Origin of the sequence: Paraburkholderia caffeinilytica, from assembly GCF_003368325.1 — a bacterium.
Classification (GTDB): domain Bacteria; phylum Pseudomonadota; class Gammaproteobacteria; order Burkholderiales; family Burkholderiaceae; genus Paraburkholderia; species Paraburkholderia caffeinilytica.
In genome coordinates this window covers 1,637,953-1,662,988 of the sequence record NZ_CP031467.1, presented here as the reverse complement: position 1 = coordinate 1,662,988, position 25,036 = coordinate 1,637,953, and the positions used below count along the sequence as shown (strand labels likewise).

Here is a 25,036-nt window from a genome sequence, read left to right as displayed (position 1 = left end):
TGTGTGTCGGCAGCCGTTAGTGCTTCAGCACTTATGGATGCCCCACCCTGCGCCACGCGCAGGGTCTTATGCAGACCACACACGGTTGAGAGATCGATGTTGTGCCTCGAACAACACAACTCCCTCTGGTGAGCATCACCAGAAACTACTTCTTCCAGATTGGCTGTATTGCCCAAAGGCAGTACGGCAACAAGTCATGCCTGATGACCATAGCGAGTCGGTCCCACCCCTTCCCATCCCGAACAGGACCGTGAAACGACTCCACGCCGATGATAGTGCGGATTCCCGTGTGAAAGTAGGTAATCGTCAGGCTCCCCAGCAGCAGCAGAAACCCCACCCCGAAACGGTGGGGTTTCTGCGTTTACGCGGCAGAAACCGCGCGGCAGAAACAGTGCGGCAGAAACAGCCCGGCAGAAACACGGCGCGGCAAACAGCGCGACAAAAACAGCCCGCAGGAAGCGCACGCAGAACGGGGCGCTGCCCCCCGGCCATGCCATCACGACTGCGATCGCATGCTCACACCGGCACTGCGTCCGGATGACCCGAGATGGCACATCGCCCCGCGTGTCCCTGCCCGATACGCACCCGCTCTCCCACCGTCACTCCTTCCCGATCCACAGCGCGTTCGCGTAACCCGTCAGCTCCAGATAGGCACGTCCGACGTCCACGCCGTCGCGGTTCACCCGCACGGCATCTTCCCCAATAAAGCCGCGCATCGATATGCATGGCATCTACAAAGCGGCGATGCGTAAATCGCCGTTCCACATACACCCAACCGCCCTATGTCTCTTGCGCCAGAAATCGTTGTGCAAGTCGAACCCAATATGTCGAGCCGATTGGCAATAGCTCGTCGTTGAAGTCATAGCTTGCGTTATGCAGCATGCAAGGCCCCGCGCCATGTCCTGAATCCCGGTGCCCACCGTCGCCATTGCCGAGAAATGCATAACAGCCCGGTTTCGCGAGCAGCATGAACGAAAAGTCTTCGGCACCCATTGTCGGTTCGACCGCGTCGTCGACATTTTCCGCGCCGACGATTTCCTTCATGACCTCAGCCGCGAAGCGGGCCTCCTCGCTACTGTTGATGGTAGGCGGGTAGTTGCGATGAAAGTGGATATCGACCGAACAGTCGTAAGCCTCGGCCGTGCTCTTCGCGATCTTGCGCATGCGCGCTTCGATCAGATCGAGCGTTTCAGTGGTAAAAGTCCGCACAGTGCCTGCAATCCACGCATCGTCCGGGACGACATTGAGGGCGTCGCCGGCATGAATCTGGGTGATCGACAGTACCGCGGTATCGAGCGGCTTCTTGTTCCGCGTGATGATGCCCTGCAGCCCGTTCGCGATCTGAACCGCCGTGAAGACGGGGTCGCGGCCGTTGTGTGGCAGTGCCGCATGCGAACCCACGCCTTTGATTTCAATGCGGAATTCGTTGCTGGACGCCATAATCGGACCTTCGGTCACGCCAAAGTTGCCCGCCGGCATGCCCGGCCAGTTGTGGATTCCGAAAACCGCATCGACTGGAAACTTCGTGAACAGGCCGTCGTCGATCATAGCCTGTGCGCCGGCACCGCCTTCCTCTGCCGGTTGGAAGATGAACACGATCGTGCCGTCAAATTCGCCATGCTTGACCAGATGCCGCGCCGCGCCGAGCAGCATCGCGGTATGTCCGTCATGACCGCACGCGTGCATTTTGCCGTCGTTCTGCGAGCGATGGTCGAAGCTGTTCAGCTCCTGAATCGGTAGCGCATCCATATCGGCGCGCAGTCCGATCGACCGCAATCCGTTACCGCGCTTCAGTACGCCGACTACGCCCGTTTTGCCCAACCCGCGATGAGTTTCGATGCCCCAGGACTCAAGTGTCCTCGCAACCAGATCTGCTGTTACCGTTTCTTCGTAACGCAACTCAGGGTGGGCATGAATTGTTCGTCGAAGGGTCTGAATTTCGCCGTGGGCGGCCTGAATTTCCGGGATCAGTTTCATGATGGTGCGCTTGTGCTTTGCTTTGCGTGGAGTCGCTCGGGGCCGTATCGCCCGGGCACGTTGATAACCGATTCTACGCCGAAGGCGTTTTTGGCGGCACCGGGCGGATCACCGGCCAACAGCCGTAATAAAATTCGGGATTGCCCCACCGTTTGCCGCTCTCCTGGACGGATCGCCAATGAATGCTCCGACTGAATTCGCCCGCGCAGTGTGCCCGCACGATTGCCCCGATACTTGCGCGATGCGCGTGACCGTCGAAGGCGGAAGGGCGATCAAGGTCGTCGGCGATCCCGATCACCCGCCGACTCAAGGCGCGCTGTGTACCAAAGTCAGTCGCTATGCCGAGCGGGTGCACCATCCGCACCGGTTGACGACACCGATGAAACGCGTCGGCCGCAAAGGCGAAGGCCGTTTTGAGCCGATCAGCTGGGATGAGGCGCTCGAGCTGGCTGCAGCGCGCCTGTCGGAGATAGCGAACCGGGCGCCAGAAGCCATCGTGCCGTATAGCTACGCCGGCACAATGGGCCTGGTTCAGGGCGACAGCATCGCGCAGCGGTTCTTTCACAAACTCGGAGCGTCGCAGTTAGACCGCACGATCTGTGCAGCAGCCGGTGCGGCGGGGCTGAAATACACCTACGGCGCCAGCCTCGGCATGCTCACCGAGTTTTTCGCCGAGAGCGAGGTCATCCTGATCTGGGGCTCGAATCCCATTGCGTCGAACCTGCACTTCTGGACACGTGCCCAGGAGGCCAAACGTCGCGGTGCGCGACTGATCGCGATCGATCCGTACCGGTCGCTGACGGCGGAAAAATGCCACCAGCACATTGCACTGAGACCCGGAACCGACGGTGCTCTAGCGCTAGGCATGATCAACGTGTTGATCGCAGAAAATCTGCTCGATCACGCCTACATCGCTGCTCATACGCTGGGTTTCGACGAACTCAAGGCGCGTGCGTTCAGCTATCCGCCGTCACGTGTTGCTCAAATTTGCGGTGTCGACGAGCAGGCGATTGTCGATCTCGCGCGTCTTTACGGCGGCACGAAAAAGGCCGCGATCCGGATGAACTATGGCTTGCAGCGGGTGCGCGGCGGCGGTAACGCTGTGCGCGCCATTGCCTGCTTACCTTCGCTGACAGGTGCATGGCGCGAGCGAGCGGGTGGTGTGCTGCTATCTTCGGGCGGGTGGGCGCCGGTGGATTCGCACGCGTTGCAGCGCCCGGACCTGATGCCGGGCTGGCCCACCCGGACTTCGCGCGTCATCAATATGAACGCCATTGGCGACGCGCTGCTGCACCCCGGCGATGTCGCGTTCGGCCCGAAAGTCGAGGCGATCATTGTCTATAACTCGAATCCGGTGGCGGTCGCGCCGGACTCTGAACGAGTCGCCGCAGGTTTTGCACGTGAAGACCTGTTCACGATTGTCCTCGAGCACTTTCAGACCGATACCGCGGACTACGCCGATCTGCTTCTGCCTGCCACAACGCAGTTGGAGCACCTCGACGTGCACAAGTCGTACGGACACACTCACGTGATGGTCAACCTGCCGGCGATCGCGCCGGTCGGCGATGCACGCCCCAACACGGAGATCTTTCGCGGCCTGGCGCGTCACATGGGCCTGCAGGAGCCGGCGCTTTACGAGAGCGACGATGCTATTGCACAGTCGGCTTTCCGCTGGAACGACAAGACCCTCAAAGGCGTCAACTGGGACTCGTTAAAGAAAACCGGCTGGGCAGCGCTGAACCTGCCGGACGCGCCATTCGCCGAGGGTGGCTTTCGCACGCCGTCCGGCAAGTGCGAGTTCTTCAGTGAGCGCCTCGCGCAGCAGGGACTCGATCCGTTGCCCGACTACCTGCCGCCTTACGAGTCCGAAGACGGTGCGCCCGAACTCGCCGCTCGTTACCCGCTTGCGATGATCTCGCCGCCTGCCCGCAACTTCCTGAACAGCACCTTTGTGAACATCGAAAGCCTGCGCTCAACGGAGGGCGAGCCGCATCTGGACATCCACCCGGCCGACGCGCAACAGCGAAACATCGCCAACGGTGACCAGGTGCGCATATTCAACGACCGCGGCGCGATGCAGGCGCGCGCCCGTGTCACCGACAAGACACGCAAAGGCCTCGTAGTCGGCCTGTCGATCTGGTGGAAGAAGCTCGCCCCTGACGGCCGAAACGCCAATCAGGTCACCAGCCAGGCGCTCACCGATCTGGGCGGCTCGGCCACGTTCTACGACTGCCTCGTCGAAGTCGAACGTGCCTGAAAACAGGTTTAAAAATCCCGTGGCAACGGCCCGCAACGGGTTCGAGGCTGCAGTCTAACCTAGCCGCTTTTCGCGAATAGCAACGGGATGCCCATGCTACGATGCGTTTTTAGCACGACCATTCGAAAATAAAGGAGGAGACGCTGCATGGACAAAATCTGGCTGAAATCTTATCCGCCCGGCGTTCCCGCAGAGATTGACCCGACTCGGTATTCGTCGGTCGCCGAACTGCTTGAAGAAGCTTTCCGTGACCACCGCGCAAAACCGGCGTTCGTCTGCATGGGCAAGGAGATCAGCTACGGCGAGCTCGACGCGCTCTCGCGCAAGCTGGCCGCGTGGTTTCAGTCAAAGGGCCTTGTCCGCGGCGCGCGCATCGCGATCATGATGCCGAACGTGCTGCAGTATCCCGTCGCGATTGCTGCGATCCTGCGCGCGGGCTACGTGGTGGTGAATGTGAACCCGCTCTACACACCGCGGGAGCTCGAGCATCAGCTCAAGGACAGCGGTGCGGAAGCGATCATCCTGCTCGAAAACTTCGCTGTCACGCTGCAGTCGATCGTGCGCAATACGTCGGTCAAGCACGTTGTCGTCGCCGCAATGGGCGATCTGATGGGCGTCAAGGGCGCGTTGGTGAACTTCGTCGTGCGGCGCGTGAAGAAGATGGTGCCGGCGTGGAGTCTGCCCGGCCACATCAAGTTCAACGTGGCAATCGCCGAGGGCGGCCGCCAGAGTTTCAAGCCAGTCCAGCAAGGTCCGGACGACGTCGCGTTTCTCCAGTACACGGGCGGCACGACCGGCGTGGCCAAGGGCGCGACGCTTTTGCACCGGAATCTGATCGCCAACGTGCTGCAGTCGGAAATCTGGCTCGATCCGGTTCGCGCTAACCGCACGGACATCGATCAGTTCATTACGGTTGTCGCGCTGCCGCTTTATCACGTCTTTGCGCTGACGGTCTGCGGGCTGTTGACGATCCGCACCGGCGGCCTCGGCGTGCTGATTCCAAATCCGCGCGATATCCCCGGCATGATCAAGGCGCTCGAAGGCTATCCGATCACAACAATTCCCGCCGTCAACACGCTGTACAACGCGATGCTGAACAGCCCGGACTTCCACAAGCTCGATTTTTCGAAGCTGATCGCAGCCAATGGCGGCGGTATGGCGGTGCAGGAAGCGGTCGCCAAGCGCTGGTTCGAGCATACGCATACGCCGATCATCGAAGGCTATGGTCTGTCGGAAACGTCGCCGTGCGTCACCTGCAATCCGGTTACGGTAACGGAATATAGCGGCACGATCGGTTTGCCGCTGCCGTCGACGGAAATCTCGATCCGCGACGACGAAGGCAACGAGGTCGCGCTCGGCGAGCCGGGAGAAATCTGCATCCGCGGCCCGCAGGTGATGGCGGGTTACTGGAACCGCCCGGACGAGACGGCCAAAGTGATGACGCCGGATGGCTTCTTTAAGTCGGGTGATGTCGGCTTCATGAACGAAAATGGCTTCGTCAAGATCGTCGACCGGAAGAAGGACATGATTCTGGTCTCCGGCTTCAACGTCTATCCGAACGAGATCGAGGATGTGGTTGCCAAGTTGCCGGGTGTGTTCGAAGTCGCTGCAGTCGGCGTGCCGGATCAGCATTCTGGCGAAGCGGTGAAGCTGTTTGTCGTGAAGAAGGACCAGGCGCTTACCGATGCGGACATCTTCGAGTATTGCAAACAGCAATTGACGGGCTATAAGCGGCCGAAGATCGTCGAATTCCGGACTGAACTGCCCAAGAGCAATGTCGGCAAGATTCTGCGTCGCGAATTGCGCGACGGTCGGGCGTAAGCGCATCACGCGCGTCAAGCCCATCGGTCCGATCAAAGCCGGCACCAACTAAAGCGCATTGGACGAGAAAAGAAAAAGATCCGGCAGACGAAAGTCTGCCGGATCTTTTTCTTTGGCCCGTCATCTTCACGCGAACCAAGTCGACCTGCGCTTGAAGCAGTCACAAAAAAAGGCGCCCGAAGGCGCCTTTGAGGCAAACTGCTTTATTACGACTTATTAGAACTTGTGGCGGATACCGACGCGAGCTGCGAGTTGGTTCTGGTTCGACGAACCCGTCAGGCCGTTGATGCCTGCCGTTGCGTTGACCGTAGCACCCGTAACGCTCAGCGTTTCGCCCAGAGCGTGTTGGTACACGCCGATCACGTACACGTCGGTACGCTTGGACAGGAAGTAGTCCACGCCGAGCGAGCCTTGGTGGTACTGAGCACGCGATGCACCGTTGATTTCCGCGCCGCGCGTGTAGTCATACGCTGCGCCGACCAGCAACGCCGGGGTCAACTGATATTTGAAGTTGAGTTCCGCGTTGTTGAACGTAGCCGATTGGCCCTTGTACGGCGACGTGAACGTAGCGCCCAGGTTGCCGAAGCGGATGTTCGAGTACGTTGCACCGATCGTTGCTGCGCCGAACGTGTATGCGCCACCGAGGCCAGCCACTTGGTACGTGTTAGCCGAAGCGAAGCCAGCGTAGACCGGCGACGTCACAGCGAAGTTCGACAGGGCACCCGTGTTCGTCGCAGCCGTGCTGCCGGTATTGAACAGGCCACCCGAAGCTGCCGGGGTGCGTGCGTTCAAGTAACCGGCGCCGAGAACGAGGGGGCCGTTGTTGTAGCCAACGCCCAACGACCAGATCTGGTTGCCGGTAACGTTACCTGCCTGGCCGCCGAAGCTGTACGTGCCGCCGAACTTCAGGCCACCGTAATCCACGCTGGTGTACTTGATGGTGTTGTTCGTACGGTACGCGTTGTTGAAGTTGTCGATGTCACCCGGGTGAGCAGCGATGTAGCCGCCCCACTGGTCGCCGGCTTCCAGCGGACCGACGTAGTCGACGACGGAATCATACTGACGACCCGCCGTAACCGTGCCGAACTGGCTCGACAGACCAACGTAAGCTTGACGACCGAACAGCAGGCCGCCTTGACCCAGCTTGCCGTTGTTCACGTCAAAGCCGTTTTCCAACACGAAGATTGCCTTCAGACCGCCGCCCAGATCTTCCGTGCCGCGCAGGCCGAAACGCGAGCCTTGCATGACGCCGCTGGACAGGTTGTACAGGTGCTTGCCACCCGAGTTGGTGTTGATGTTGAAGCCTTCGTCAATGATACCGTACAGGGTCACGCTGCTCTGAGCATGTGCGACGCCTGCGAATGCGCCCAGTGCTGCGAGAGCGAGAAGCGACTTTTTCATCGAATGATCTCCAAGGATTACGAATCTTTTGAACAAGGCGAATTTTTGTCTAGCGTTGAGGCCTTGCTTGTCCAACTTCGCGAGAAGTTGCACGTAATGTAACAAAAGGCATACATGGCACAAAGAAAAAGGAGACGGCCGGGACGGGTCCTGTTTCGTTTACGCAACATGGTCTAAAATCCCAAATTGGCCGCCGGAATCGTGTGAATTCAAGGTCTTCGTGAGGCCGGGTTTACCCCGTAAAGCCTTGTCGCATGGCGCTGTCAGCGCGGCGGGCCGGTTGTGGAATCAGGGAGTGTTGAATGTTTCTGGACGAGTTGATTAGCGAGTTTGATCGGGGTTTACGCTCAATGACCGGCGTGTCGCGGATGAGTCGTCCATTACCGGTTCCGCAAGAATCGGCTGCGGAGCATGCCGAACTCTCCCCGACGGAACGTGCGCATGCGGCCGGGTTGATGCGTGTGAACCACGTCGGTGAGGTGTGCGCCCAGGCGCTTTACCAGGCTCAGAAACTCGCGACCAGGTCGCCGTCTTTGCGGGCCGTGTTTAATCACGCTGCCATGGAAGAAGAGGATCATCTGGCGTGGACCGCCAAACGCCTCGAAGCACTCGATTCCCGTCCAAGTCTATTGAATCCGCTCTGGTACACCGGCGCGTTGGCGATCGGCCTCGCGGCAGGCCGTCTTGGTGATCGAGTGAGTCTCGGTTTCATGGCCGAGACTGAGCGCCAGGTCGAACAGCATCTGGATAGCCATCTGGATCAGCTACCCGCGGCGGACCGTGAATCGCGCGCGATCGTCGAACAGATGCGCGTAGATGAAATGGAGCATGGTAAATCCGCGATGGACGCGGGTGGCGTCGAATTGCCGTTCCCTGCACGCGCGCTGATGCGTGCGGTATCGAAAGTCATGACCCGCACCGCCTATTACCTATAAGTTCGAGACCTCCGCTCACGCACCGCCTGAGAGTGGGACGGCGCCTCGCGCGCCGTCCGCCCGAAATCCCCGGAACGCCAGCAAACACCTCCCGATCCCGCTTCACGATCTCTTACATTCCGCGCCTTTCCCTCGCACTTTTCACGTATCACCTTCACAAGTCTCACTAGCTCATTCATTTATAACGGTTTTCCGTTTTATGTCTGACGTGAAGGAGTCGCGCTAAGTCCTTGTTCTAACAAACAAAATTCACCCGAAAAGCGCGTATCTCCCTTGACCCCTGTTTAGCGTTCCTCTAAAGTGGGAGACAGTGTGAGAAAGTGTATTTTTGTGTGATCTCACGGGTGGTTTCGGGTAGATTTTCACGAATCGGGCAGCCGGCGCAAAAGCGCCGGGCAACTAGGTTGCATGGGACCGGAGTAAGTGCTCTGCATGGGGCTGGAGTAAGCGCTAAAGCGCCAACTCCAGCCGACAGCTGAAGCGCTAACTCCGGTCGACAGGGAGAGTGAAGTGTTCCAAGGGGCGTCGGCGCTGACGCTCGATGCGAAAGGGCGGATGTCGATTCCCTCTCGCTATCGGGATGCGCTGCAAACACAGGCAGAGGGCCGGGTGACGATCACCAAGCACCCGGACGGCTGCCTGTTGCTCTTTCCTCGCCCGGAGTGGGAGATCTTTCGCGACAAGGTCGACAAGCTGCCTATGAACGCGGCCTGGTGGAAGCGCATTTTTCTCGGCAATGCCATGGACGTCGATATGGACGGCGCGGGTCGTGTGCTCGTGTCGCCGGAATTGCGCGCGGCCGGCTCGCTGGAGAAGGAAGTGAACCTGCTTGGCATGGGCCGTCACTTCGAGTTGTGGGACGCACAAATTTACGCAGCAAAGGAACAGGCAGCGATCGCCGAGGGCATGCCCGAAGCGTTAAAGAATTTCACGTTCTGATCGCGGACTACATATATGGCACCTGCGATGGGAAACGAATTGCAGCATCGCACGGTGCTGCTGGAAGAGGCGGTCGAGGCGCTGGTCACGCGCGCGGACGGCGTGTATGTGGACGGAACGTTCGGGCGCGGCGGCCATAGCCGGCTGGTGCTGGAGAAGCTGGGTGAAGCGGGGCGGCTGATCGCGTTCGACAAAGACCCGCTCGCCATTGCCACGGCTCAGCAGATTGCGGATCCGCGCTTTGGCATCGTGCACGAGAGTTTTGCTTCGCTGCGCGACGCGATCGCGGCGCGTGGGGTAGGGCGGGTGTCGGGTGTCTTGCTGGATCTGGGCGTGTCGTCGCCGCAAGTCGACGATCCGGAGCGCGGTTTCAGTTTCCGTGCCGACGGCCCGCTCGACATGCGGATGGACCCGACGCGCGGCGAGTCCGCTGCTGACTGGCTGGCGCGGGCCACGGTGCAGGAATTGACGGAGGTGATACGAGATTATGGGGAAGAACGGTTTGCTTTTCAGATTGCAAAGGCGCTTGTTGCTCGCCGGGCAGAGTCCGACCGTCTTGGGCCTCTCGTCAGCACGGGCGAGCTTGCCCAAATCGTGGCTAACGTCGTCAAAACCCGTGAGAAGGGCAAGGATCCGGCAACCCGCACCTTTCAGGCTATACGGATTCACATCAATCAAGAGCTTGCGGAGCTGCAAGTCGTTTTAGAAGCAGCGTTGTCGCTGTTGGAGCAAGGGGGGCGGCTGGTGGTCATCAGCTTTCATTCGCTCGAGGACCGGATCGTCAAACGATTCATGCAGGCGCACGCCAGTACGCCCGCGGTGGACCGCCGTCTGCCGATTCGCGCAGTCGATCTGCCGAGCCCTCCGCTCAAAATCATCGGCCGCGTGTTCGCCAGCGACGCTGAAGTCGCCGCGAACCCGCGCGCCCGTTCTGCCGTGATGCGTGTGGCGGAGCGGATCGCACCATGAGCCGCCTCAATATCTTCCTGCTGATGATCGTGATGGGCTGCGCATTGTCCGTCGTCAACGCTACCAATCAGCAGCGTCAGATCTTTATTCAGTTGCAGCGCGCGCAATCGCAGGAGCGCCAGCTGCAGCAGGATTATTCACAGCTTCAATATCAGCAGAGCGCGTTGTCGAAGACGTCGCGCATCGAGCAGATCGCCACTGATTCCCTGAAGATGCAATCGGTCACGACCGGCCGTACCCAGTACCTGACGCTCGATCCGGGCGCCGCCAAGGCTGAAGACGCGCCGATCCCAACTTCCGGCCCGGCGTCGGCGCCGGTCGCGAGCCGTCGCGGAGGCGTGCGATGAAAAAATCGTCGACTCGCAAAAGCGTCGCTTTTTCGGCGAACCCGATCCTGTCGGTGCGACTGCCCATGTGGCGCTCGAAACTCGTCGTGTTCATGCTCTTCATGGCGTTTGTCGCGCTGACCGCGCGCGCCTTCTGGATTCAGGGACCCGGCAACGCCTTCTATCAGAAGCAGGGTGAAATCCGCTATCAGCGCCGCCTCGAATTGCCGGCCACGCGGGGCAAGATTCTCGATCGCAACGGCCTCGTGCTTGCCACGAGTCTGCCGGTGCGCGCCATCTGGGCGATTCCCGAGTCGGTGCCGGACGACCTGGGCGCCGACAAGCTGACTGCGCTCGGCAAGCTGCTCGGCATGACGAACAAGGAGCTGCGCGCCAAGCTGTCGGAAGACAAGACCTTCGTTTATGTGAAGCGCCAGGTGCCGGTCGACGTCGCCGAGAAGGTCACCGCGCTGGACATCCCCGGCATTTATGCGCGCGACGAGTACAAACGCTTCTATCCGGAAGGCGAAATCACGGCCCACCTGATCGGCTTCACCAATGTGGAAGACGAGGGCCAGGAAGGCGTCGAACTCGGCGATCAGAAGTTGCTGGCCGGCATGTCGGGCAGCCGCCGCGTCATTAAAGACCGCATGGGCCACATCATCGAGGACGTGGACGAGCAGGTCGTGCCGCATAACGGCCAGGACGTCGATCTCTCGATCGACAGCAAGATCCAGTACATCGCATATACGAACCTGAAAGCGGCCGTCGAGAAATTCAAGGCGAAGGCCGGCGCGGCGATGGTGATCGACGTGCGGACCGGCGAAGTGCTCGCACTGGTTAACTACCCCACGTACAACCCGAACGACCGTTCGCACCTTACGGGCGACCAACTGCGCAACCGCATTCTCACGGACACCTTCGAGCCGGGTTCGATCATGAAGCCGTTCACGGTGTCGCTCGCGCTCGACCTGCACCGCGTGACGCCGACTACACTGGTAGACACGGGGCCGGGCCGCTTTGTGCTCGACGGTGCGCCGATTACCGACGATAGCGCGTTCGGCGTGCTGACGGTAGGCGGCGTGATCCAGAAGTCGAGCAACATCGGCGCGACGAAGATCGCCATGCAGCTCAAGCCCGAAGAGATGTGGAATATGTATACCAGCATCGGTCTCGGCCAGGCGCCGAAGGTCGGCTTCCCGGGCGCGGCGGCGGGCCGTCTGCGGCCGTGGAAGAGCTGGCGCCGCATCGAGCAGGCGACCATGTCGTACGGCTACGGCTTGTCGGTGTCGCTGTTCCAGTTGGGGCGTGCGTACACCGCGATCGCGCATGACGGCGAGATCATGCCGGTATCGATTTTCCGCACGCCTGGCGATCAACCGGCCACGGGGCCGCAGATTTTCGCGCCCACCACCGCTCGCGAAGTGCGCGCGATGCTCGAAACCGTTACTGCGCCGGGCGGCACGTCGCCGGACGCGGCCGTGCCGGGCTATCGGGTCGGCGGCAAGAGCGGTACTGCCTACAAGCATGGCGCTCACGGCTATGACCACTCCAAGTACCGCGCTTCGTTCGTCGGCATGGCGCCGATGCCGAATCCGCGCATCGTCGTCGCCGTGTCGGTCGACGAACCGACGGCCGGCAGCCACTTCGGTGGTCAGGTGTCGGGTCCGGTGTTCTCGGCGATCGTCGGCGATACGCTGCGTTCGCTGAATGTGCCGCCGGATATGCCGGTCAAGCAGATGGTCGTGTCGGACGATTCAGCGCCTGCCGCGCCGAGCGCGCCACCCTCGCCCGCGGCGGTCAAGAAACTCTCCACCAGCGCCGGCGCAAAGAAGATGACGATTGCCGCCAACGCGAAAAGCCATCCCGGAGTTGTGCGATGAGCGCGCTGCGTAAGAAGCATCCGGCGCACCGGCAAATCGCCGACGCACTCAACTGGCTGCACGCCCACGTGCAGCCAGGCGCGCATCTGCACGCCGACACGCGCTCGCTCGCCGCGGGCGACGCGTTCTTTGCCTATGCCGTCGACGGCGCGGATAACCGCCCGTTTATCGACGGCGCGATCGAGCGTGGCGCGGCGGCCGTGCTGGTGCAGCCCGAAGGCTTTAGCGGTGCGATCGATTCATCTACGACATTGGCCGTGCCGGCATTGAACGAACTGGCCGGTTCGATTGCGAGCGCCTGGTATGCCGATCCGAGCGACGGCATGCTGGCGATCGGCATCACCGGCACGAACGGCAAGACGTCCTGCAGCCAATGGATTTCCGCGGCCTTGACCGCACTCGGCAAGCGTTGCGCGATCATCGGCACGCTCGGCACCGGTCTGCCGGGGCAACTGGTGCACACGGGCTTCACGACGCCCGACGCGCCGCAACTGCAACGCAGTCTCGCGCAATTGCGCGACGCGGGTGCTCAAGCAGTGGCGATGGAAGTGTCGTCGCACGCGCTGCACCAAGGCCGTGTGAACGGCACGGCGTTCGACATTGCCGTGTTCACGAATCTCACGCAAGACCACCTCGACTATCACGGCACGTTCGAAGCTTACGAAACCGCCAAGGCACGTCTGTTTGCGTGGCCGGAATTGCGCGCCGCGGTGATCAATCGCGACGATGCCGCCGGTCGCCGCCTGCTCGCGAGTACCAAGAGCCATGCACGCACGATCGCCTACGGTCTCGATGAAGTGCTCAAGGATGGGCCGCAAGCCGATGCCTGGTTGCTCGCTTCGAATGTGCGAGCAACCGCGACTGGCACCGCGTTCCATCTGACCACATCGGACTGGGGCAGTGCGGAAGTCGACGTGCAAACGCTCGGCGCATTCAACGTCAGCAATCTGCTCGGCGTACTCGGCGCATTGCTCGCCGCCGACGTGCCCTTCGACGCCGCGCTTGCCGAACTGGCGAAGCTCGAGCCGGTAAATGGCCGCATGCAACGTCTTGGCGGCCGCTTGCAGAACGACGAGCCGCTGGTCGTGATCGATTACGCGCATACGCCGGACGCGCTGGAAAAGACCTTGGAAGCCTTGCGCCCGATGGCGGCCGCACGCGGCGGCGAACTGATCTGCATGTTCGGCTGCGGCGGCGACCGCGACGCGACCAAGCGTCCGCTGATGGGCGCGATCGCCGAGAAGCTGGCCGATGGCGTGGTCGTGACCAGCGACAACCCGCGCAGCGAAGATCCGCAGTCGATCATCGAGCAAATCGCTGCAGGCATGAAAGACGCGTCGAAGGCGCGCCGTATCGAGGACCGCGCGAGCGCGATCCTGCAAGCGATCCGCGGCGCCGCCCGGGAAGACGTCATCGTGCTGGCCGGCAAGGGGCATGAAGCAACACAGGAAATCATGGGTAAGAAGCGCGCTTTCTCCGATCAGGACCATGCTCGCCTTGCGCTCGCCGCACGGGCAACGCACGTACGCGGAGGTGGCGAATGACCATGTTCTCGCTGCGTGAAGCTGCTGCACTGATCCCCGGCGCCACCGTGCTGGGTGACGACAGTGTCACGTTCGAACGCGTGTCGACCGATAGCCGCAGTGCCGGTCCCGGCGATCTGTTCGTCGCAATCAAGGGTGAGCGTTTCGACGCGCACGACTTCCTGCCGGAAGTCGCATCGCGCAACGTCACGGCGGCACTGGTGACGCGCACGCCGCAAGACTGGCAGGCGCCCGCGTTGCGCGTGGCCGATACGCGTGTCGCGCTCGGCGCGCTTGCACGCGGCTGGCGGCGCACGTTCAGCATGCCGCTCGTCGCCGTGACGGGCAGCAACGGCAAGACGACGGTCAAGGAAATGATCGCGTCGATCTTCGCCGCCGCGGTCGGCGCGGACGCGCGTCTCGCGACCGCCGGCAACTTCAACAACGATATCGGCTTGCCGCTCACGCTGTTCCGCCTGCACGCCGCGCATCAACTGGCGGTGGTCGAACTCGGCATGAACCATCCGGGCGAGACCGCGCTGCTCGCGAAGATCGCCGAGCCGACGGTTGCGGTGGTGAACAACGCCCAGCGCGAGCATCAGGAATTCATGGCGACGGTCGAAGCGGTCGCGCTCGAACACGCCAGCGTGATTCACGCGCTCACGCCGGCAGGTGTCGCCGTGTTCCCGGCCGATGATGCGTACGCGAGCATCTGGCGCGTCGCGGCAACCGGCAACCGCATTGTCGACTTCGCGTTGAACACCGCCGAGCGCGCGACCGAAGCCGCCGTGACCGGCACGTTCAACGGCAATGTTCTGAGTATCGACACGCCGGAAGGCCACGTCGACGTCACGCTGCAAGTGCTCGGCGACCACAACGCGCACAACGCGTTGGCCGCGACTTCGGCCGCGCTCGCCGCAGGCGTGTCGCTCGACGCGATCAGGCGTGGCCTCGAATCGTTCGGCGCGGTGAAAGGCCGTTTGCAGGTGAAGCGCGCAGCGCTCGGCACACTCGCCGGCGCAACCGTGATCGACGACACCTACAACGCCAACCCCGATTCGATGCGTGCGGCAATCGACGTGCTCGCGTCGCGCGAATCGCCGCGTGTGCTGGTGATGGGCGACATGGGCGAAGTCGGCGACAACGGCCCGGCATTTCACCGCGAAATTGGCGCGTACGCCAAGGAACGCGGTATCGACGCGCTATACGCGCTGGGCGACGCTTCGCGCGACGCCTGCAGCGCGTATGGCGCAAACGCGCATCACGTGACCGATGTCGGCACGCTGGTCGCGCAATTGCAGCAGGCCGGTTTCGGTTCTGCGGCAACGCTTCTCGTGAAAGGCTCGCGTTTCATGCAAATGGAACGCGTGGTGGACGCCGTAACGAGTCCACAACCCAACGCAGCGGGCAGCACGCCCGCGGCACATTGAAATAGAAGGACCGAAGCATGCTACTGGCGCTGGCGCAATGGCTGCAGAATGACGCAAGCTTCTTGCGCGTGTTCAGTTATCTGACTTTCCGTGCGGTGATGGCCACCATCACCGCGCTGCTGATCGGGCTCGTCTGCGGCCCGGCGGTGATCCGCAAGCTGACCGCGATGAAGGTCGGCCAGGCCGTTCGCAAAGACGGTCCGCAAACGCACCTCGTCAAATCCGGCACGCCGACGATGGGCGGCGTGTTGATTCTGCTCGGCATCGCCGTCGCAACGTTGCTGTGGGCCGATCTGACCAACCGTTTCATCTGGATCGTGATTCTCGTCACGTTCGGTTTCGGCGTGATCGGCTGGGTCGACGATTACCGCAAGGTGGTCTACAAGGACCCGCGCGGCATGTCGTCGCGCGAAAAATATTTCTGGCAGTCGGTGATTGGCCTGTTCGCGGCGGTGTATCTCGCGTTCAGCGTGTCCGAAGCGAGCAACGTGCGCGTGTTCGACCTGTTCATGGCGTGGGTGCGCAGCGGCTTGTCGATGGGCTTGCCGGCGCGCGCCGACCTGATGCTGCCATTCGTCAAATCGATCAGCTATCCGCTCGGTGTGTGGGGCTTCATCGTGCTGACGTATCTGGTGATCGTCGGCGCGAGTAACGCGGTCAATCTCACCGACGGCCTCGACGGCCTCGTGATCATGCCGGTCGTGCTGGTCGGCGCATCGCTCGGTGTGTTCGCTTATGTGATGGGTAGCTCGGTCTATTCGAAGTACCTGCTGTTTCCGCATATCCCCGGTGCCGGCGAGTTGCTGATCTTCTGTTCGGCGATGGGTGGCGCAGGGCTCGCGTTCCTCTGGTTCAACACGCACCCGGCGCAGATGTTCATGGGCGACGTCGGCGCGCTCGCACTCGGCGGCGCGCTCGGCACGATCGCCGTGATCGTGCGCCAGGAAATCGTGCTCTTCATCATGGGCGGCATTTTCGTCGCGGAGACGCTCTCCGTGATGTTGCAGGTGACGTGGTTCAAGTACACCAAGCGCCGCTTCGGCGAAGGACGGCGTCTCTTCAAGATGGCGCCGCTGCATCACCATTTTGAATTGTCGGGATGGAAGGAGACGCAGGTGGTCGTGCGCTTCTGGATCATCACGTTGATGCTGTGTCTGTTCGGTTTGTCCACGCTCAAGTTGCGTTAAGTCGTATTTAGGGGAAGCAGGCGATGTTTGGCGAGAAGTTTCGGGATCGGCAAAAGCCGATGGTGCTCGTGCTGGGACTCGGTGAATCCGGTCTCGCGATGGCGCGCTGGTGCGCGCGGCACGGCTGTCGGCTGCGTGTGGCCGATACGCGCGAGGTGCCGCCGAACCTGTCCGCGCTGGAAGCGCACAGCGTCGATGCCGAGTTCGTCGGCGGCCCGTTCTCGCTTTCGCTGCTCGAAGGCGTCGAGCTCGTGGCGATCAGCCCGGGTTTGTCGCCGCTCGCAGCCGATTTGCTGCCGCTGATCACCGCGGCGCGTGAGCGTGATATCCCTGTCTGGGGTGAACTCGAATTCTTCGCGCAAGCATTGAAGACGCTCGGAGAGAGCGGTTACGTGCCAAAGGTGATCGCGATCACCGGCACCAACGGCAAGACCACGACGACGAGCCTGACCGGCCTGCTGTGCGAACGCGCCGGCAAGAAGGTCGGCGTGGCGGGCAACATCAGCCCGGCCGCGCTCGACAAGCTCAGTGAAGCGATCGACAACACCGCGTTGCCCGACGTGTGGGTGCTGGAACTGTCGAGCTTCCAGCTGGAAACCGCGCACACGTTTTCCCCAGACGCAGCCGTCGTGCTGAATATCACGCAGGATCACCTGGATTGGCACGGCGGCCTCGATGCGTACGCCGCCGCGAAGGGCCGCATTTTCGGACCACAAACCGTACGGGTGCTGAATCGCGACGACGCCCGCGTGATGGCGCTGGCGCCGTCGGACGGCGACGTTGCGATGGTCACGTTCGGGCTCACCGAGCCGAAGAACGACGGCGACTATGGTCTGCTGCGCGACAACGGCATGATCTGGCTGGTCGAAGCGCACGATCGCGACGCCAGCGACGAACCCGCGCCGACGCGCCGTCGCAAGAACGACGTGGCGGCGCCGAAGGACATCGCGCTCAAGCGTCTGATGCCGGCGGACGCGCTGCGTATCCGCGGCCTGCACAACGCCGCCAACGCACTGGCTGCGTATGCATTGGCTCGCGCGATCGGTCTGCCTGGCGCGCCGCTCCTGCACGGCCTGCGCGAATACCGTGGCGAGCCGCATCGGGTGGAATTGATCGCGTCGATCGAAGGTGTCGATTACGTCGACGACAGCAAGGGCACCAATGTCGGTGCGACGGTTGCCGCGCTCGACGGCCTCGCGCAACGCGCGGTGCTGATCGCCGGCGGCGACGGCAAGGGGCAGGATTTCGAGCCGCTCGCCGAGCCGGTGATGCGCTGGTGCCGCGCTGTGATGCTGATCGGCCGCGACGCGGCGCAGATCCGCGCCGCGCTGGAAGACACCGGCATCGCGATGACCGACCACGCGACGCTCGAAGACGCGACGCGGGCCGCCACTGCATTGGCGCAGCCAGGGGACGCCGTGCTGCTGTCGCCGGCTTGCGCGAGCTTCGATATGTTCAAGGGTTACGCCCATCGCGCGGCGGTGTTCCGCAGCACGGTGGAAGACATCGCGGCTGAACGGGGAACAATGATATGAGCTGGTCGGAACGCTTCGGTTCGCGCCTCGCCGGCTCCCGTGCCGGCAATGGCGATGCGGGCGGCACGGGCCGCACCGCCGGCCGTACCGGCGGCAGCGGTCTCGCGAGCGCCGTGAACGGCGTGCGTCCGCTGCGTTCGCGGATGCTCGACTACGATCACTCGCTGCTGTGGGTGGTCGTCGCGTTGCTGGGGCTCGGTGTCGTGATGGTGTATTCGGCGTCGATCGCCATGCCCGATTCGCCGAAGTATGCGTCGTACCGCGACTACGCTTTCCTCGTGCGTCAGATCATTTTCGTGGTGATGGGCTCGGTGATCGGCGTCGTCTCGTTCCGCATTCCGATCTCGACGTGGGACAAGTACGCGCCGAAGCTCTTCCTGATCTCGCTGGCCGCGCTCGTGATCGTGCTGATTCCGCACGTCGGCAAGGGCGTGAACGGTGCGCGTCGCTGGATTCCGCTAGGCATCACGAACATGCAGCCGTCGGAAATCATGAAGCTGGCCGTGACGATTTACGCGGCGAACTACACGGTGCGCAAGCAGGAATACATGCACAGCTTCGCCAAGGGCTTTCTGCCGATGGCGGTGGCGGTGGGGCTGGTCGGCGCGTTGCTGCTGCTCGAACCGGACATGGGCGCGTTCATGGTGATCGCCGCGATCGCGATGGGCGTGCTGTTCCTCGGCGGCGTGAACGGCAAGCTGTTCGGCGGCCTGGTGGCGACTGCGGTCGGCACGTTCAGTTTGCTGGTGTGGGCGTCGCCATGGCGTCGCGAGCGGATTTTCGCCTACCTCGATCCATGGGACGACCGTTACGCGCAAGGCAAGGCCTATCAATTGACGCACTCGCTGATCGCTTTCGGGCGCGGCGAATGGTTTGGCGTGGGCTTGGGCGGCAGTGTCGAGAAGCTGAACTACCTGCCGGAAGCGCATACCGACTTCATTCTCGCGGTGATCGGCGAGGAACTGGGTTTTGTCGGCGTGCTGGTCGTGATCCTGATGTTCTACTGGATCGTGCGCCGCTCGTTCGAGATCGGCCGTCAGGCGCTCGCACTTGATCGCACGTTCGCGGGGCTGGTCGCGAAGGGCGTCGGCATCTGGTTCGGCGCGCAGACCTTTATCAACATGGGCGTGAACCTCGGCCTGCTGCCGACCAAAGGTCTCACGTTGCCGCTCGTCAGCTACGGCGGCTCGGGCATCGTGCTGAACTGCGTGGCGGTGGCGGTGTTGATGCGTGTGGATTACGAGAACCGGGTGTTGATGCGTGGAGGGAAGGTATGACGGCTCTCCCGCAACGCACGCTGATGGTGATGGCCGGTGGCACCGGAGGACACGTGTTCCCTGGGCTCGCGGTCGCGCATCTGATGCAGGCGTGGGGCTGGAAGGTCGTATGGCTCGGCAATCCGGCGGGCATGGAAGCCACGCTGGTGCCGAAGCACGGCATCCCGATGGAATACGTGCGCTTCGGCGGACTGCGCGGCAAGGGCATGAAGACCAAGCTGATGTTGCCGCTGAATCTGCTGCGCGCCTGCTCGCAAAGCTTGAGCGTGCTGCGTCGCGTGAAGCCGGACGTCGTGCTTGGCATGGGCGGTTACATCACATTCCCGGCGGGTTTGATGACGGCGCTGAGTGGCCGTCCGCTGGTGCTGCATGAACAGAATTCGATTGCGGGTCTGGCCAACAAGGTGCTCGCGAAAGTCGCGAAACGCGTGCTGGTCGCATTTCCGAACGCGCTGCCGCACGGCGAATGGACCGGAAACCCGATTCGTGCGGAACTTGCGCGCGCAATTGCACCCAAAGCACGCTACGCAGAACGCAGCGGTCCGTTGAATGTGCTGGTGGTGGGCGGCAGTCTGGGCGCGGCGGCGTTGAATGAAGTGGTGCCCCGCGCGGTTGCGCGGCTGGCGCCGAATGAACGTCCGCGCATCGTGCATCAGGCGGGCGCAAAGCATATCGAAGCGCTGCGTGAGAACTATGCGGCAGCGGGCCTGCAGGCTGGCGCCGATGTAGAACTCGTGCCCTTCATCGACGACATGACGAGCGCGTACTCGAACGCGGATCTGGTGATCTGCCGCTCGGGTGCGATGACCGTTTCGGAGATTTCAGCAGTAGGGGTGGCGGCATTCTTCGTGCCGTTCCCATTTGCAGTAGACGATCACCAAACCACTAATGCAGCGTTCCTCGCCGATAACGGCGCGGCGCTGGTCGTGCAGCAACGCGATCTGTCGGCGGAAATGCTCGCCGACTGGTTGCACAGCCAGACCCGGGAGACCCTCGCGGAGATGGCAGAGCGTTCGCGCTCGCTCGCGAAACCCGACGCCACGGAACAGGTCGCGCAGATTTGCGCGACTGTGGCGGGTTCGATTTCGGGCGCGAGCCCAGAAGGAAAGCAATGAAACACATCGTCAAACATATTCACTTTGTCGGCATCGGCGGTGTCGGCATGAGCGGCATCGCGGAGGTGCTGGTCAACCTCGGCTATCAGGTGAGCGGCTCGGATCTGTCGGGCAACGCGATCACCGATCGCCTCGCCGCACTCGGCGCGCGGATCGCGATCGGCCACGCGGCGGAGAACATCGAAGGCGCGAACGCCGTGGTTGTTTCCACGGCGGTGCGCAGCGACAACCCGGAAGTGCTGGCCGCGCGTCATCGCCGCATTCCGATCGTGCCGCGCGCGGTGATGCTGGCGGAACTGATGCGCCTGAAGCAGGGCATCGCGATTGCCGGCACGCACGGCAAGACCACGACCACTTCGCTGGTGGCGAGCGTGCTGGCGGCGGGCGGGCTCGACCCGACCTTCGTGATCGGCGGGCGCCTGATCAGCGCGGGCGCGAATGCGCGTCTGGGCACGGGCGACTTCATCGTCGCCGAAGCGGACGAGTCGGATGCGTCGTTCCTGAACCTGTTCCCGGTGATCGAAGTCATCACGAACATCGACGCCGATCACATGGACACCTACGGCCACGATTTCGCGCGGCTCAAGCAGGCGTTCATCGAGTTCACGCACCGTCTGCCGTTTTATGGCATCGCTGTGCTGTGCGTCGACGATCCGAACGTGAAGGAGATCCTGCCGTTCGTGTCGAAGCCGATCATCCGCTACGGTTTTGCGCCGGACGCACAGGTGCGCGCGGTCAACGTCGAAGCGCGCGGCGGCAAGATGCATTTCACGGCGATGCGCGAAGACGCGGCGCCGATCGACATCGTCTTGAACCTGCCGGGCGAGCACAACGTGCAGAACGCTTTGGCCGCAATTGCAATTGCGACTGAACTTGAAGTGAAAGATGCCGATATCCAGCGAGCGCTGGCGGATTTCAACGGCGTGGGCCGGCGCTTTCAACGCTACGGCGAAGTACCGGTCGTGTCGGAAGGCAAACCTGCCGGCGCGTACACGCTGGTCGACGACTACGGTCATCACCCGGTTGAAATGGCGGCTACGGTCGCGGCGGCGCGCGGTGCGTTTCCGGGGCGGCGTCTGGTGCTGGCCTTCCAGCCGCACCGCTTCACGCGTACGCGCGATTGTTTCGAAGACTTTGTGAAAGTGCTGTCGACCGTCGACGCGCTCGTGCTGACCGAAGTCTATTCGGCCGGCGAAGCGCCGATCGTCGCTGCGGACGGCCGTGCTCTCGCGCGTGCGCTGCGCGTGGCGGGCAAGGTCGAGCCGGTGTTTGTCGATACGGTGGATGAAGTGCCGGACGCGCTCTCAACAGTAGTGCGCGACGGCGACGTAGTGATCACGATGGGCGCGGGTTCGATCGGCGGTGTGCCGGGACGCCTCGCGCAAGAGACGAAGGTGTGAGTGAAATGAGCGGCATCGATCCTAAACAATTCGGCAAAGTGGCAGTGCTGCTCGGTGGGGATTCCGCCGAGCGCGAGGTGTCGCTCAATTCCGGGCGCCTCGTACTGCAAGGCCTGCGCGACGCCGGTATCGACGCGCATCCATTCGATCCGGCCGAGCGTCCGCTCGCCGCATTGAAGGACGAAGGCTTTGTGCGTGCGTTCAACGCGCTGCACGGAGGCTATGGCGAGAACGGCCAGATTCAGGGTGCGCTCGACTTCTACGGCATTCGTTACACGGGTAGTGGCGTGCTTGGCTCGGCGCTCGGTCTGGACAAGTTCCGCACCAAGCTCGTGTGGCAGCAACTCGGCATTCCGACGCCGCCGTTCGAGGCCGTGCTGCGCGGCGACGACTACGAAGCGCGTGCGAAAGACCTCGTCGCCAGGCTCGGCTTGCCGCTGTTCGTGAAGCCGGCCAGCGAAGGCTCGAGCGTCGCGGTGATCAAGGTGAAAAGCGCCGACGCATTGCCGGCAGCGCTGCTCGAAGCGGTCAAGTACGACAAGATCGTCGTCGTGGAAAAGAGCATCGAAGGCGGCGGCGAATACACGGCATGCATCGCCGGCGATCTGGATCTGCCGGTGATCCGCATCGTGCCGGCTGGCGAGTTCTACGACTACCACGCGAAGTACATCGCGAACGACACGCAGTATCTGATTCCGTGCGGTCTGGCGGCTGAAGAAGAGTCACGCCTGAAAGTGCTGGCGCGCCGCGCGTTCGACGTACTTGGCTGCACCGATTGGGGCCGCGCCGATTTCATGCTGGATGCGGATGGCAACCCGTACTTCCTCGAAGTGAACACGGCGCCTGGCATGACCGATCACTCGCTGCCGCCGAAAGCGGCGCGTGCGGTGGGCATCAGCTATCAGGAACTGGTTGTCGGCGTGTTGGCGTTGACGCTCAAGGACTAACAAAGGACTAACCGGGGCGACCCGAAAGCAACACCATGTGGAACAACGTTCGCCAGCTCAATCTTGCCGCCAACGCATTGCATGCGTTGCTGGTGCTCGTGCTGCTGGCGGCTGGCGGTTACTGGTTGATCCAGCGTCCGAGTTTCGCATTGCGCGAAATTCAGATCGACGGCGACACCGAGCACATCAATTCGCCGACGGTGCGCGCCGGCGTAGTAGGGCGCTTGAAGGGTAATTTTTTCACGGTGGATCTCGACGTCGCGCGGCAGGCGTTCGAGCAGATGCCGTGGGTGCGTCACGCAAGCGTAAGGCGGGTTTGGCCGAATGCATTGGCTGTCACGCTTGAAGAGTACAAACCGCTTGGAACGTGGGGCAGCGATCAGCTGGTGAGCGTGGACGGCGAATTGTTCACCGCGAACCAGGGCGAGCTCGAAGAAGAACTGCCCGCCTTCGACGGCCCGGACGGCACGGCAAAAGAAGTCGTCGCGCGTTATGGCGACTTCAAGAAGTGGTTTGCGCCGCTGGGCGCGACACCCGAAGAAGTCACGCTGTCGCCGCGTTACGCGTGGACGGTGAAGCTGTCGAACGGCATGCAGGTGGAGCTTGGGCGCGAACGCAATCAGGACACCCTGCTCGATCGGAGCAGGCGCCTGACCGCGGCGTGGAACGCGGTGACGCAACGTTGGGGAAAGGATATCGAGTATGCGGACTTGCGCTATCCGAACGGTTTCGCGGTTCGTGCCGCTGGCATGCGCTTTATCAGCGAACCCGACAAGGGCAAGAAGTAAACGGACATCACACGCAATGAGCACGCTATGAGTAAAGACTATAAAGATCTGCTGGTCGCCCTCGACATTGGGACGTCGAAGGTAGTGGCTATCGTCGCCGAGTTGAAGGGCGAGGGTCACTACGAGGTGATCGGCCTCGGCCAGAGCGAATCGAAGGGGCTCAAGAAGGGCGTGGTGGTGAACATCGAAGCCACCGTGCAGTCCATTCAGCGCGCGCTCGAGGAAGCCGAGCTGATGGCCGACTGCAAGATCACGAACGTCTTCACCGGGATCGCCGGCAGCCATATCCGCAGCTTCAATTCGAGCGGCATGGTGGCGATCAAGGAAAAGGAAGTCACGCAGACGGACGTTGCGCGCGTGATCGAGACGGCGAAGGCGATCAACATTCCGACCGATCAGCAGGTGCTGCACATCCTGACGCAGGAATTCATCATCGACGGCCAGGAAGACGTGCGCGAGCCGATCGGCATGAGCGGCATCCGGCTGGAAGTGAAGGTGCATATCGTCACCGGCGCGGTGAGCGCGGCGCAGAACATTGTGAAGTGCGTGCGCCGCTGCGGGCTCGAAGTGAACGATCTGATCCTGCAGCCGCTGGCTTCGTCGCTGGCGGTGCTCACGGAAGACGAAAAAGAACTCGGCGTGGTGCTGGTCGATATCGGCGGCGGCACGACCGACATTGCGATTTTCAGCGAAGGCGCGATTCGTCACACGGCGGTGATTCCGATCGCCGGCGACCAGATTACGAGCGACATCGCGATGGCCTTGCGCACGCCGACGCCGGACGCCGAAGACATCAAGGTCGACTACGGCATTGCGAAGCAGGCCTTGGCCGATCCGGACGAAATGATCGAAGTGCCGGGTCTCGGCGAGCGCGGGCCGCGCACGTTGTCGCGCCAGGCGCTGGCGGCGGTGGTCGAACCGCGTGTCGAAGAACTGTTTTCGCTCGTGCAGCAAGTCGTGCGCGAGTCGGGCTATGAGGAACTGCTGAGCTCCGGCGTGGTGCTGACCGGCGGCGCGTCGATGATGCTCGGCATGGTCGAACTCGGTGAGGACATTTTCCTGAAGCCGGTGCGCATTGGCGTGCCGGAATACGCGGGCGGCCTTGCGGACGTCGTGCGTAACCCGCGTTATTCGACGGCGATGGGTCTGCTCGTCGAAGGACGCTCGCAAAGAATGCGCGGCCGCAAGGTCGCGGTGCAGTCGGGGTCGATGGGCCAGGTCTTCACGCGAATGAAAGACTGGTTCCTCGGCAACTTCTAACGAATTCTGGTTTTGAACGGTTTTATTTAAACACGCGCTGGTGCCGGCGGCCGGCGCGCGACAGGG

19 protein-coding genes and 1 rRNA gene are annotated in these 25,036 nt (G+C 62.3%); 18 read left to right on the top strand and 2 right to left on the bottom strand.

Annotation, left to right across the window (positions count from 1 at the left end):
* Positions 1-199 precede the first annotated feature (199 nt).
* Positions 200-312: ribosomal RNA gene (gene rrf / locus DSC91_RS23530) — 5S ribosomal RNA — on the top strand.
* A 468-nt stretch (positions 313-780) separates the two neighbouring features.
* On the opposite strand, the gene DSC91_RS23525 is transcribed toward rrf, so the two are convergent.
* Complete coding sequence (locus DSC91_RS23525) at positions 781-1,977, bottom strand: M20 aminoacylase family protein (protein ID WP_115781107.1); 1,197 nt, start codon at positions 1,975-1,977, stop codon at positions 781-783.
* Positions 1,978-2,155: 178 nt separating this feature from the next.
* Between DSC91_RS23525 and DSC91_RS23520 the strand changes: the two genes are divergently transcribed.
* Together DSC91_RS23520 and DSC91_RS23515 are read left to right on the top strand one after the other, a co-directional pair.
* Positions 2,156-4,234 (top strand): molybdopterin-containing oxidoreductase family protein, encoded by a 2,079-nt coding sequence (locus DSC91_RS23520; protein ID WP_115781106.1) that lies wholly within the window; start codon positions 2,156-2,158, stop codon positions 4,232-4,234.
* A gap of 147 nt (positions 4,235-4,381) precedes the next feature.
* A complete protein-coding gene (locus DSC91_RS23515) occupies positions 4,382-6,055 on the top strand; it encodes a long-chain fatty acid--CoA ligase (RefSeq protein WP_115781105.1) in 1,674 nt (557 codons plus the stop codon).
* 216 nt (positions 6,056-6,271) lie between these two features.
* On the opposite strand, the gene DSC91_RS23510 is transcribed toward DSC91_RS23515, so the two are convergent.
* Entirely contained in the window at positions 6,272-7,456 is a 1,185-nt protein-coding gene (locus DSC91_RS23510) for a porin (protein ID WP_115781104.1), read from the bottom strand.
* Positions 7,457-7,758: 302 nt separating this feature from the next.
* Between DSC91_RS23510 and coq7 the strand changes: the two genes are divergently transcribed.
* The 15 genes from coq7 to ftsA all read left to right on the top strand — a co-directional run bounded on the left by coq7 (position 7,759) and on the right by ftsA (position 24,970).
* Positions 7,759-8,391, top strand: coding sequence for a 2-polyprenyl-3-methyl-6-methoxy-1,4-benzoquinone monooxygenase (gene coq7 / locus DSC91_RS23505; RefSeq protein ID WP_115781103.1), 633 nt, complete (start codon positions 7,759-7,761; stop codon positions 8,389-8,391).
* 510 nt (positions 8,392-8,901) lie between these two features.
* Positions 8,902-9,330, top strand: coding sequence for a division/cell wall cluster transcriptional repressor MraZ (gene mraZ / locus DSC91_RS23500; protein ID WP_025647927.1), 429 nt, complete (start codon positions 8,902-8,904; stop codon positions 9,328-9,330).
* A 15-nt stretch (positions 9,331-9,345) separates the two neighbouring features.
* Positions 9,346-10,299 carry a 16S rRNA (cytosine(1402)-N(4))-methyltransferase RsmH gene (gene rsmH / locus DSC91_RS23495; RefSeq protein ID WP_115781102.1) on the top strand — a complete coding sequence of 318 codons (954 nt, stop codon included), beginning with the start codon at positions 9,346-9,348 and terminating at the stop codon, positions 10,297-10,299.
* Positions 10,296-10,646, top strand: coding sequence for a cell division protein FtsL (ftsL, locus tag DSC91_RS23490; protein ID WP_115781101.1), 351 nt, complete (start codon positions 10,296-10,298; stop codon positions 10,644-10,646). Before rsmH ends, ftsL begins: the two co-directional genes overlap by 4 nt.
* Complete coding sequence (locus DSC91_RS23485; protein WP_115781100.1) at positions 10,643-12,508, top strand: peptidoglycan D,D-transpeptidase FtsI family protein; 1,866 nt, start codon at positions 10,643-10,645, stop codon at positions 12,506-12,508. The genes ftsL and DSC91_RS23485 overlap by 4 nt, the downstream gene beginning before the upstream one ends.
* Positions 12,505-14,052: a UDP-N-acetylmuramoyl-L-alanyl-D-glutamate--2,6-diaminopimelate ligase gene (locus DSC91_RS23480; RefSeq protein ID WP_115781099.1), complete on the top strand. Its 1,548-nt coding sequence runs from the start codon at positions 12,505-12,507 to the stop codon at positions 14,050-14,052. Before DSC91_RS23485 ends, DSC91_RS23480 begins: the two co-directional genes overlap by 4 nt.
* The gene (locus DSC91_RS23475) at positions 14,049-15,461 is read left to right on the top strand and encodes a UDP-N-acetylmuramoyl-tripeptide--D-alanyl-D-alanine ligase (RefSeq protein WP_115781098.1); all 1,413 of its coding nucleotides are present in this window, start codon (positions 14,049-14,051) and stop codon (positions 15,459-15,461) included. Before DSC91_RS23480 ends, DSC91_RS23475 begins: the two co-directional genes overlap by 4 nt.
* 17 nt (positions 15,462-15,478) lie before the next feature.
* On the top strand, positions 15,479-16,648 hold the full coding sequence (gene mraY, locus DSC91_RS23470; RefSeq protein ID WP_115781097.1) for a phospho-N-acetylmuramoyl-pentapeptide-transferase: 1,170 nt from the start codon (positions 15,479-15,481) through the stop codon (positions 16,646-16,648).
* A gap of 23 nt (positions 16,649-16,671) precedes the next feature.
* Positions 16,672-18,183: a UDP-N-acetylmuramoyl-L-alanine--D-glutamate ligase gene (murD, locus tag DSC91_RS23465; protein WP_115781096.1), complete on the top strand. Its 1,512-nt coding sequence runs from the start codon at positions 16,672-16,674 to the stop codon at positions 18,181-18,183.
* Positions 18,180-19,460, top strand: a complete 1,281-nt coding sequence (gene ftsW, locus DSC91_RS23460) for a putative lipid II flippase FtsW (RefSeq protein WP_115781095.1) — start codon at positions 18,180-18,182, stop codon at positions 19,458-19,460. The genes murD and ftsW overlap by 4 nt, the downstream gene beginning before the upstream one ends.
* Positions 19,457-20,575, top strand: a complete 1,119-nt coding sequence (murG, locus tag DSC91_RS23455) for an undecaprenyldiphospho-muramoylpentapeptide beta-N-acetylglucosaminyltransferase (RefSeq protein ID WP_115781094.1) — start codon at positions 19,457-19,459, stop codon at positions 20,573-20,575. Before ftsW ends, murG begins: the two co-directional genes overlap by 4 nt.
* Complete coding sequence (gene murC / locus DSC91_RS23450; protein ID WP_115781093.1) at positions 20,572-21,975, top strand: UDP-N-acetylmuramate--L-alanine ligase; 1,404 nt, start codon at positions 20,572-20,574, stop codon at positions 21,973-21,975. Before murG ends, murC begins: the two co-directional genes overlap by 4 nt.
* Positions 21,976-21,980: 5 nt before the next feature.
* Positions 21,981-22,922: a D-alanine--D-alanine ligase gene (locus DSC91_RS23445; RefSeq protein WP_115781092.1), complete on the top strand. Its 942-nt coding sequence runs from the start codon at positions 21,981-21,983 to the stop codon at positions 22,920-22,922.
* Between the two features lie 35 nt (positions 22,923-22,957).
* Positions 22,958-23,710: a cell division protein FtsQ/DivIB gene (locus DSC91_RS23440; RefSeq protein WP_115781091.1), complete on the top strand. Its 753-nt coding sequence runs from the start codon at positions 22,958-22,960 to the stop codon at positions 23,708-23,710.
* A 27-nt stretch (positions 23,711-23,737) separates the two neighbouring features.
* Entirely contained in the window at positions 23,738-24,970 is a 1,233-nt protein-coding gene (gene ftsA, locus DSC91_RS23435) for a cell division protein FtsA (RefSeq protein ID WP_007180311.1), read from the top strand.
* Positions 24,971-25,036 lie beyond the last annotated feature (66 nt).

Excerpts from the sequence above, each read along its gene's own strand:
- DSC91_RS23445 (WP_115781092.1), top strand. The coding sequence starts at position 21,981 with ATGAGCGGCATCGATCCTAAACAATTCGGCAAAGTGGCAGTGCTGCTC.
- DSC91_RS23525 (WP_115781107.1), bottom strand. The coding sequence starts at position 1,977 with ATGAAACTGATCCCGGAAATTCAGGCCGCCCACGGCGAAATTCAGACC.
- murD (WP_115781096.1), top strand. The coding sequence starts at position 16,672 with ATGTTTGGCGAGAAGTTTCGGGATCGGCAAAAGCCGATGGTGCTCGTG.
- ftsL (WP_115781101.1), top strand. The coding sequence starts at position 10,296 with ATGAGCCGCCTCAATATCTTCCTGCTGATGATCGTGATGGGCTGCGCA.
- ftsW (WP_115781095.1), top strand. The coding sequence starts at position 18,180 with ATGAGCTGGTCGGAACGCTTCGGTTCGCGCCTCGCCGGCTCCCGTGCC.
- mraY (WP_115781097.1), top strand. The coding sequence starts at position 15,479 with ATGCTACTGGCGCTGGCGCAATGGCTGCAGAATGACGCAAGCTTCTTG.
- ftsA (WP_007180311.1), top strand. The coding sequence starts at position 23,738 with ATGAGTAAAGACTATAAAGATCTGCTGGTCGCCCTCGACATTGGGACG.
- DSC91_RS23510 (WP_115781104.1), bottom strand. The coding sequence starts at position 7,456 with ATGAAAAAGTCGCTTCTCGCTCTCGCAGCACTGGGCGCATTCGCAGGC.
- DSC91_RS23515 (WP_115781105.1), top strand. The coding sequence starts at position 4,382 with ATGGACAAAATCTGGCTGAAATCTTATCCGCCCGGCGTTCCCGCAGAG.
- DSC91_RS23520 (WP_115781106.1), top strand. The coding sequence starts at position 2,156 with ATGAATGCTCCGACTGAATTCGCCCGCGCAGTGTGCCCGCACGATTGC.
- rsmH (WP_115781102.1), top strand. The coding sequence starts at position 9,346 with ATGGCACCTGCGATGGGAAACGAATTGCAGCATCGCACGGTGCTGCTG.
- coq7 (WP_115781103.1), top strand. The coding sequence starts at position 7,759 with ATGTTTCTGGACGAGTTGATTAGCGAGTTTGATCGGGGTTTACGCTCA.
- DSC91_RS23480 (WP_115781099.1), top strand. The coding sequence starts at position 12,505 with ATGAGCGCGCTGCGTAAGAAGCATCCGGCGCACCGGCAAATCGCCGAC.
- murG (WP_115781094.1), top strand. The coding sequence starts at position 19,457 with ATGACGGCTCTCCCGCAACGCACGCTGATGGTGATGGCCGGTGGCACC.
- murC (WP_115781093.1), top strand. The coding sequence starts at position 20,572 with ATGAAACACATCGTCAAACATATTCACTTTGTCGGCATCGGCGGTGTC.
- DSC91_RS23485 (WP_115781100.1), top strand. The coding sequence starts at position 10,643 with ATGAAAAAATCGTCGACTCGCAAAAGCGTCGCTTTTTCGGCGAACCCG.
- DSC91_RS23440 (WP_115781091.1), top strand. The coding sequence starts at position 22,958 with ATGTGGAACAACGTTCGCCAGCTCAATCTTGCCGCCAACGCATTGCAT.
- DSC91_RS23475 (WP_115781098.1), top strand. The coding sequence starts at position 14,049 with ATGACCATGTTCTCGCTGCGTGAAGCTGCTGCACTGATCCCCGGCGCC.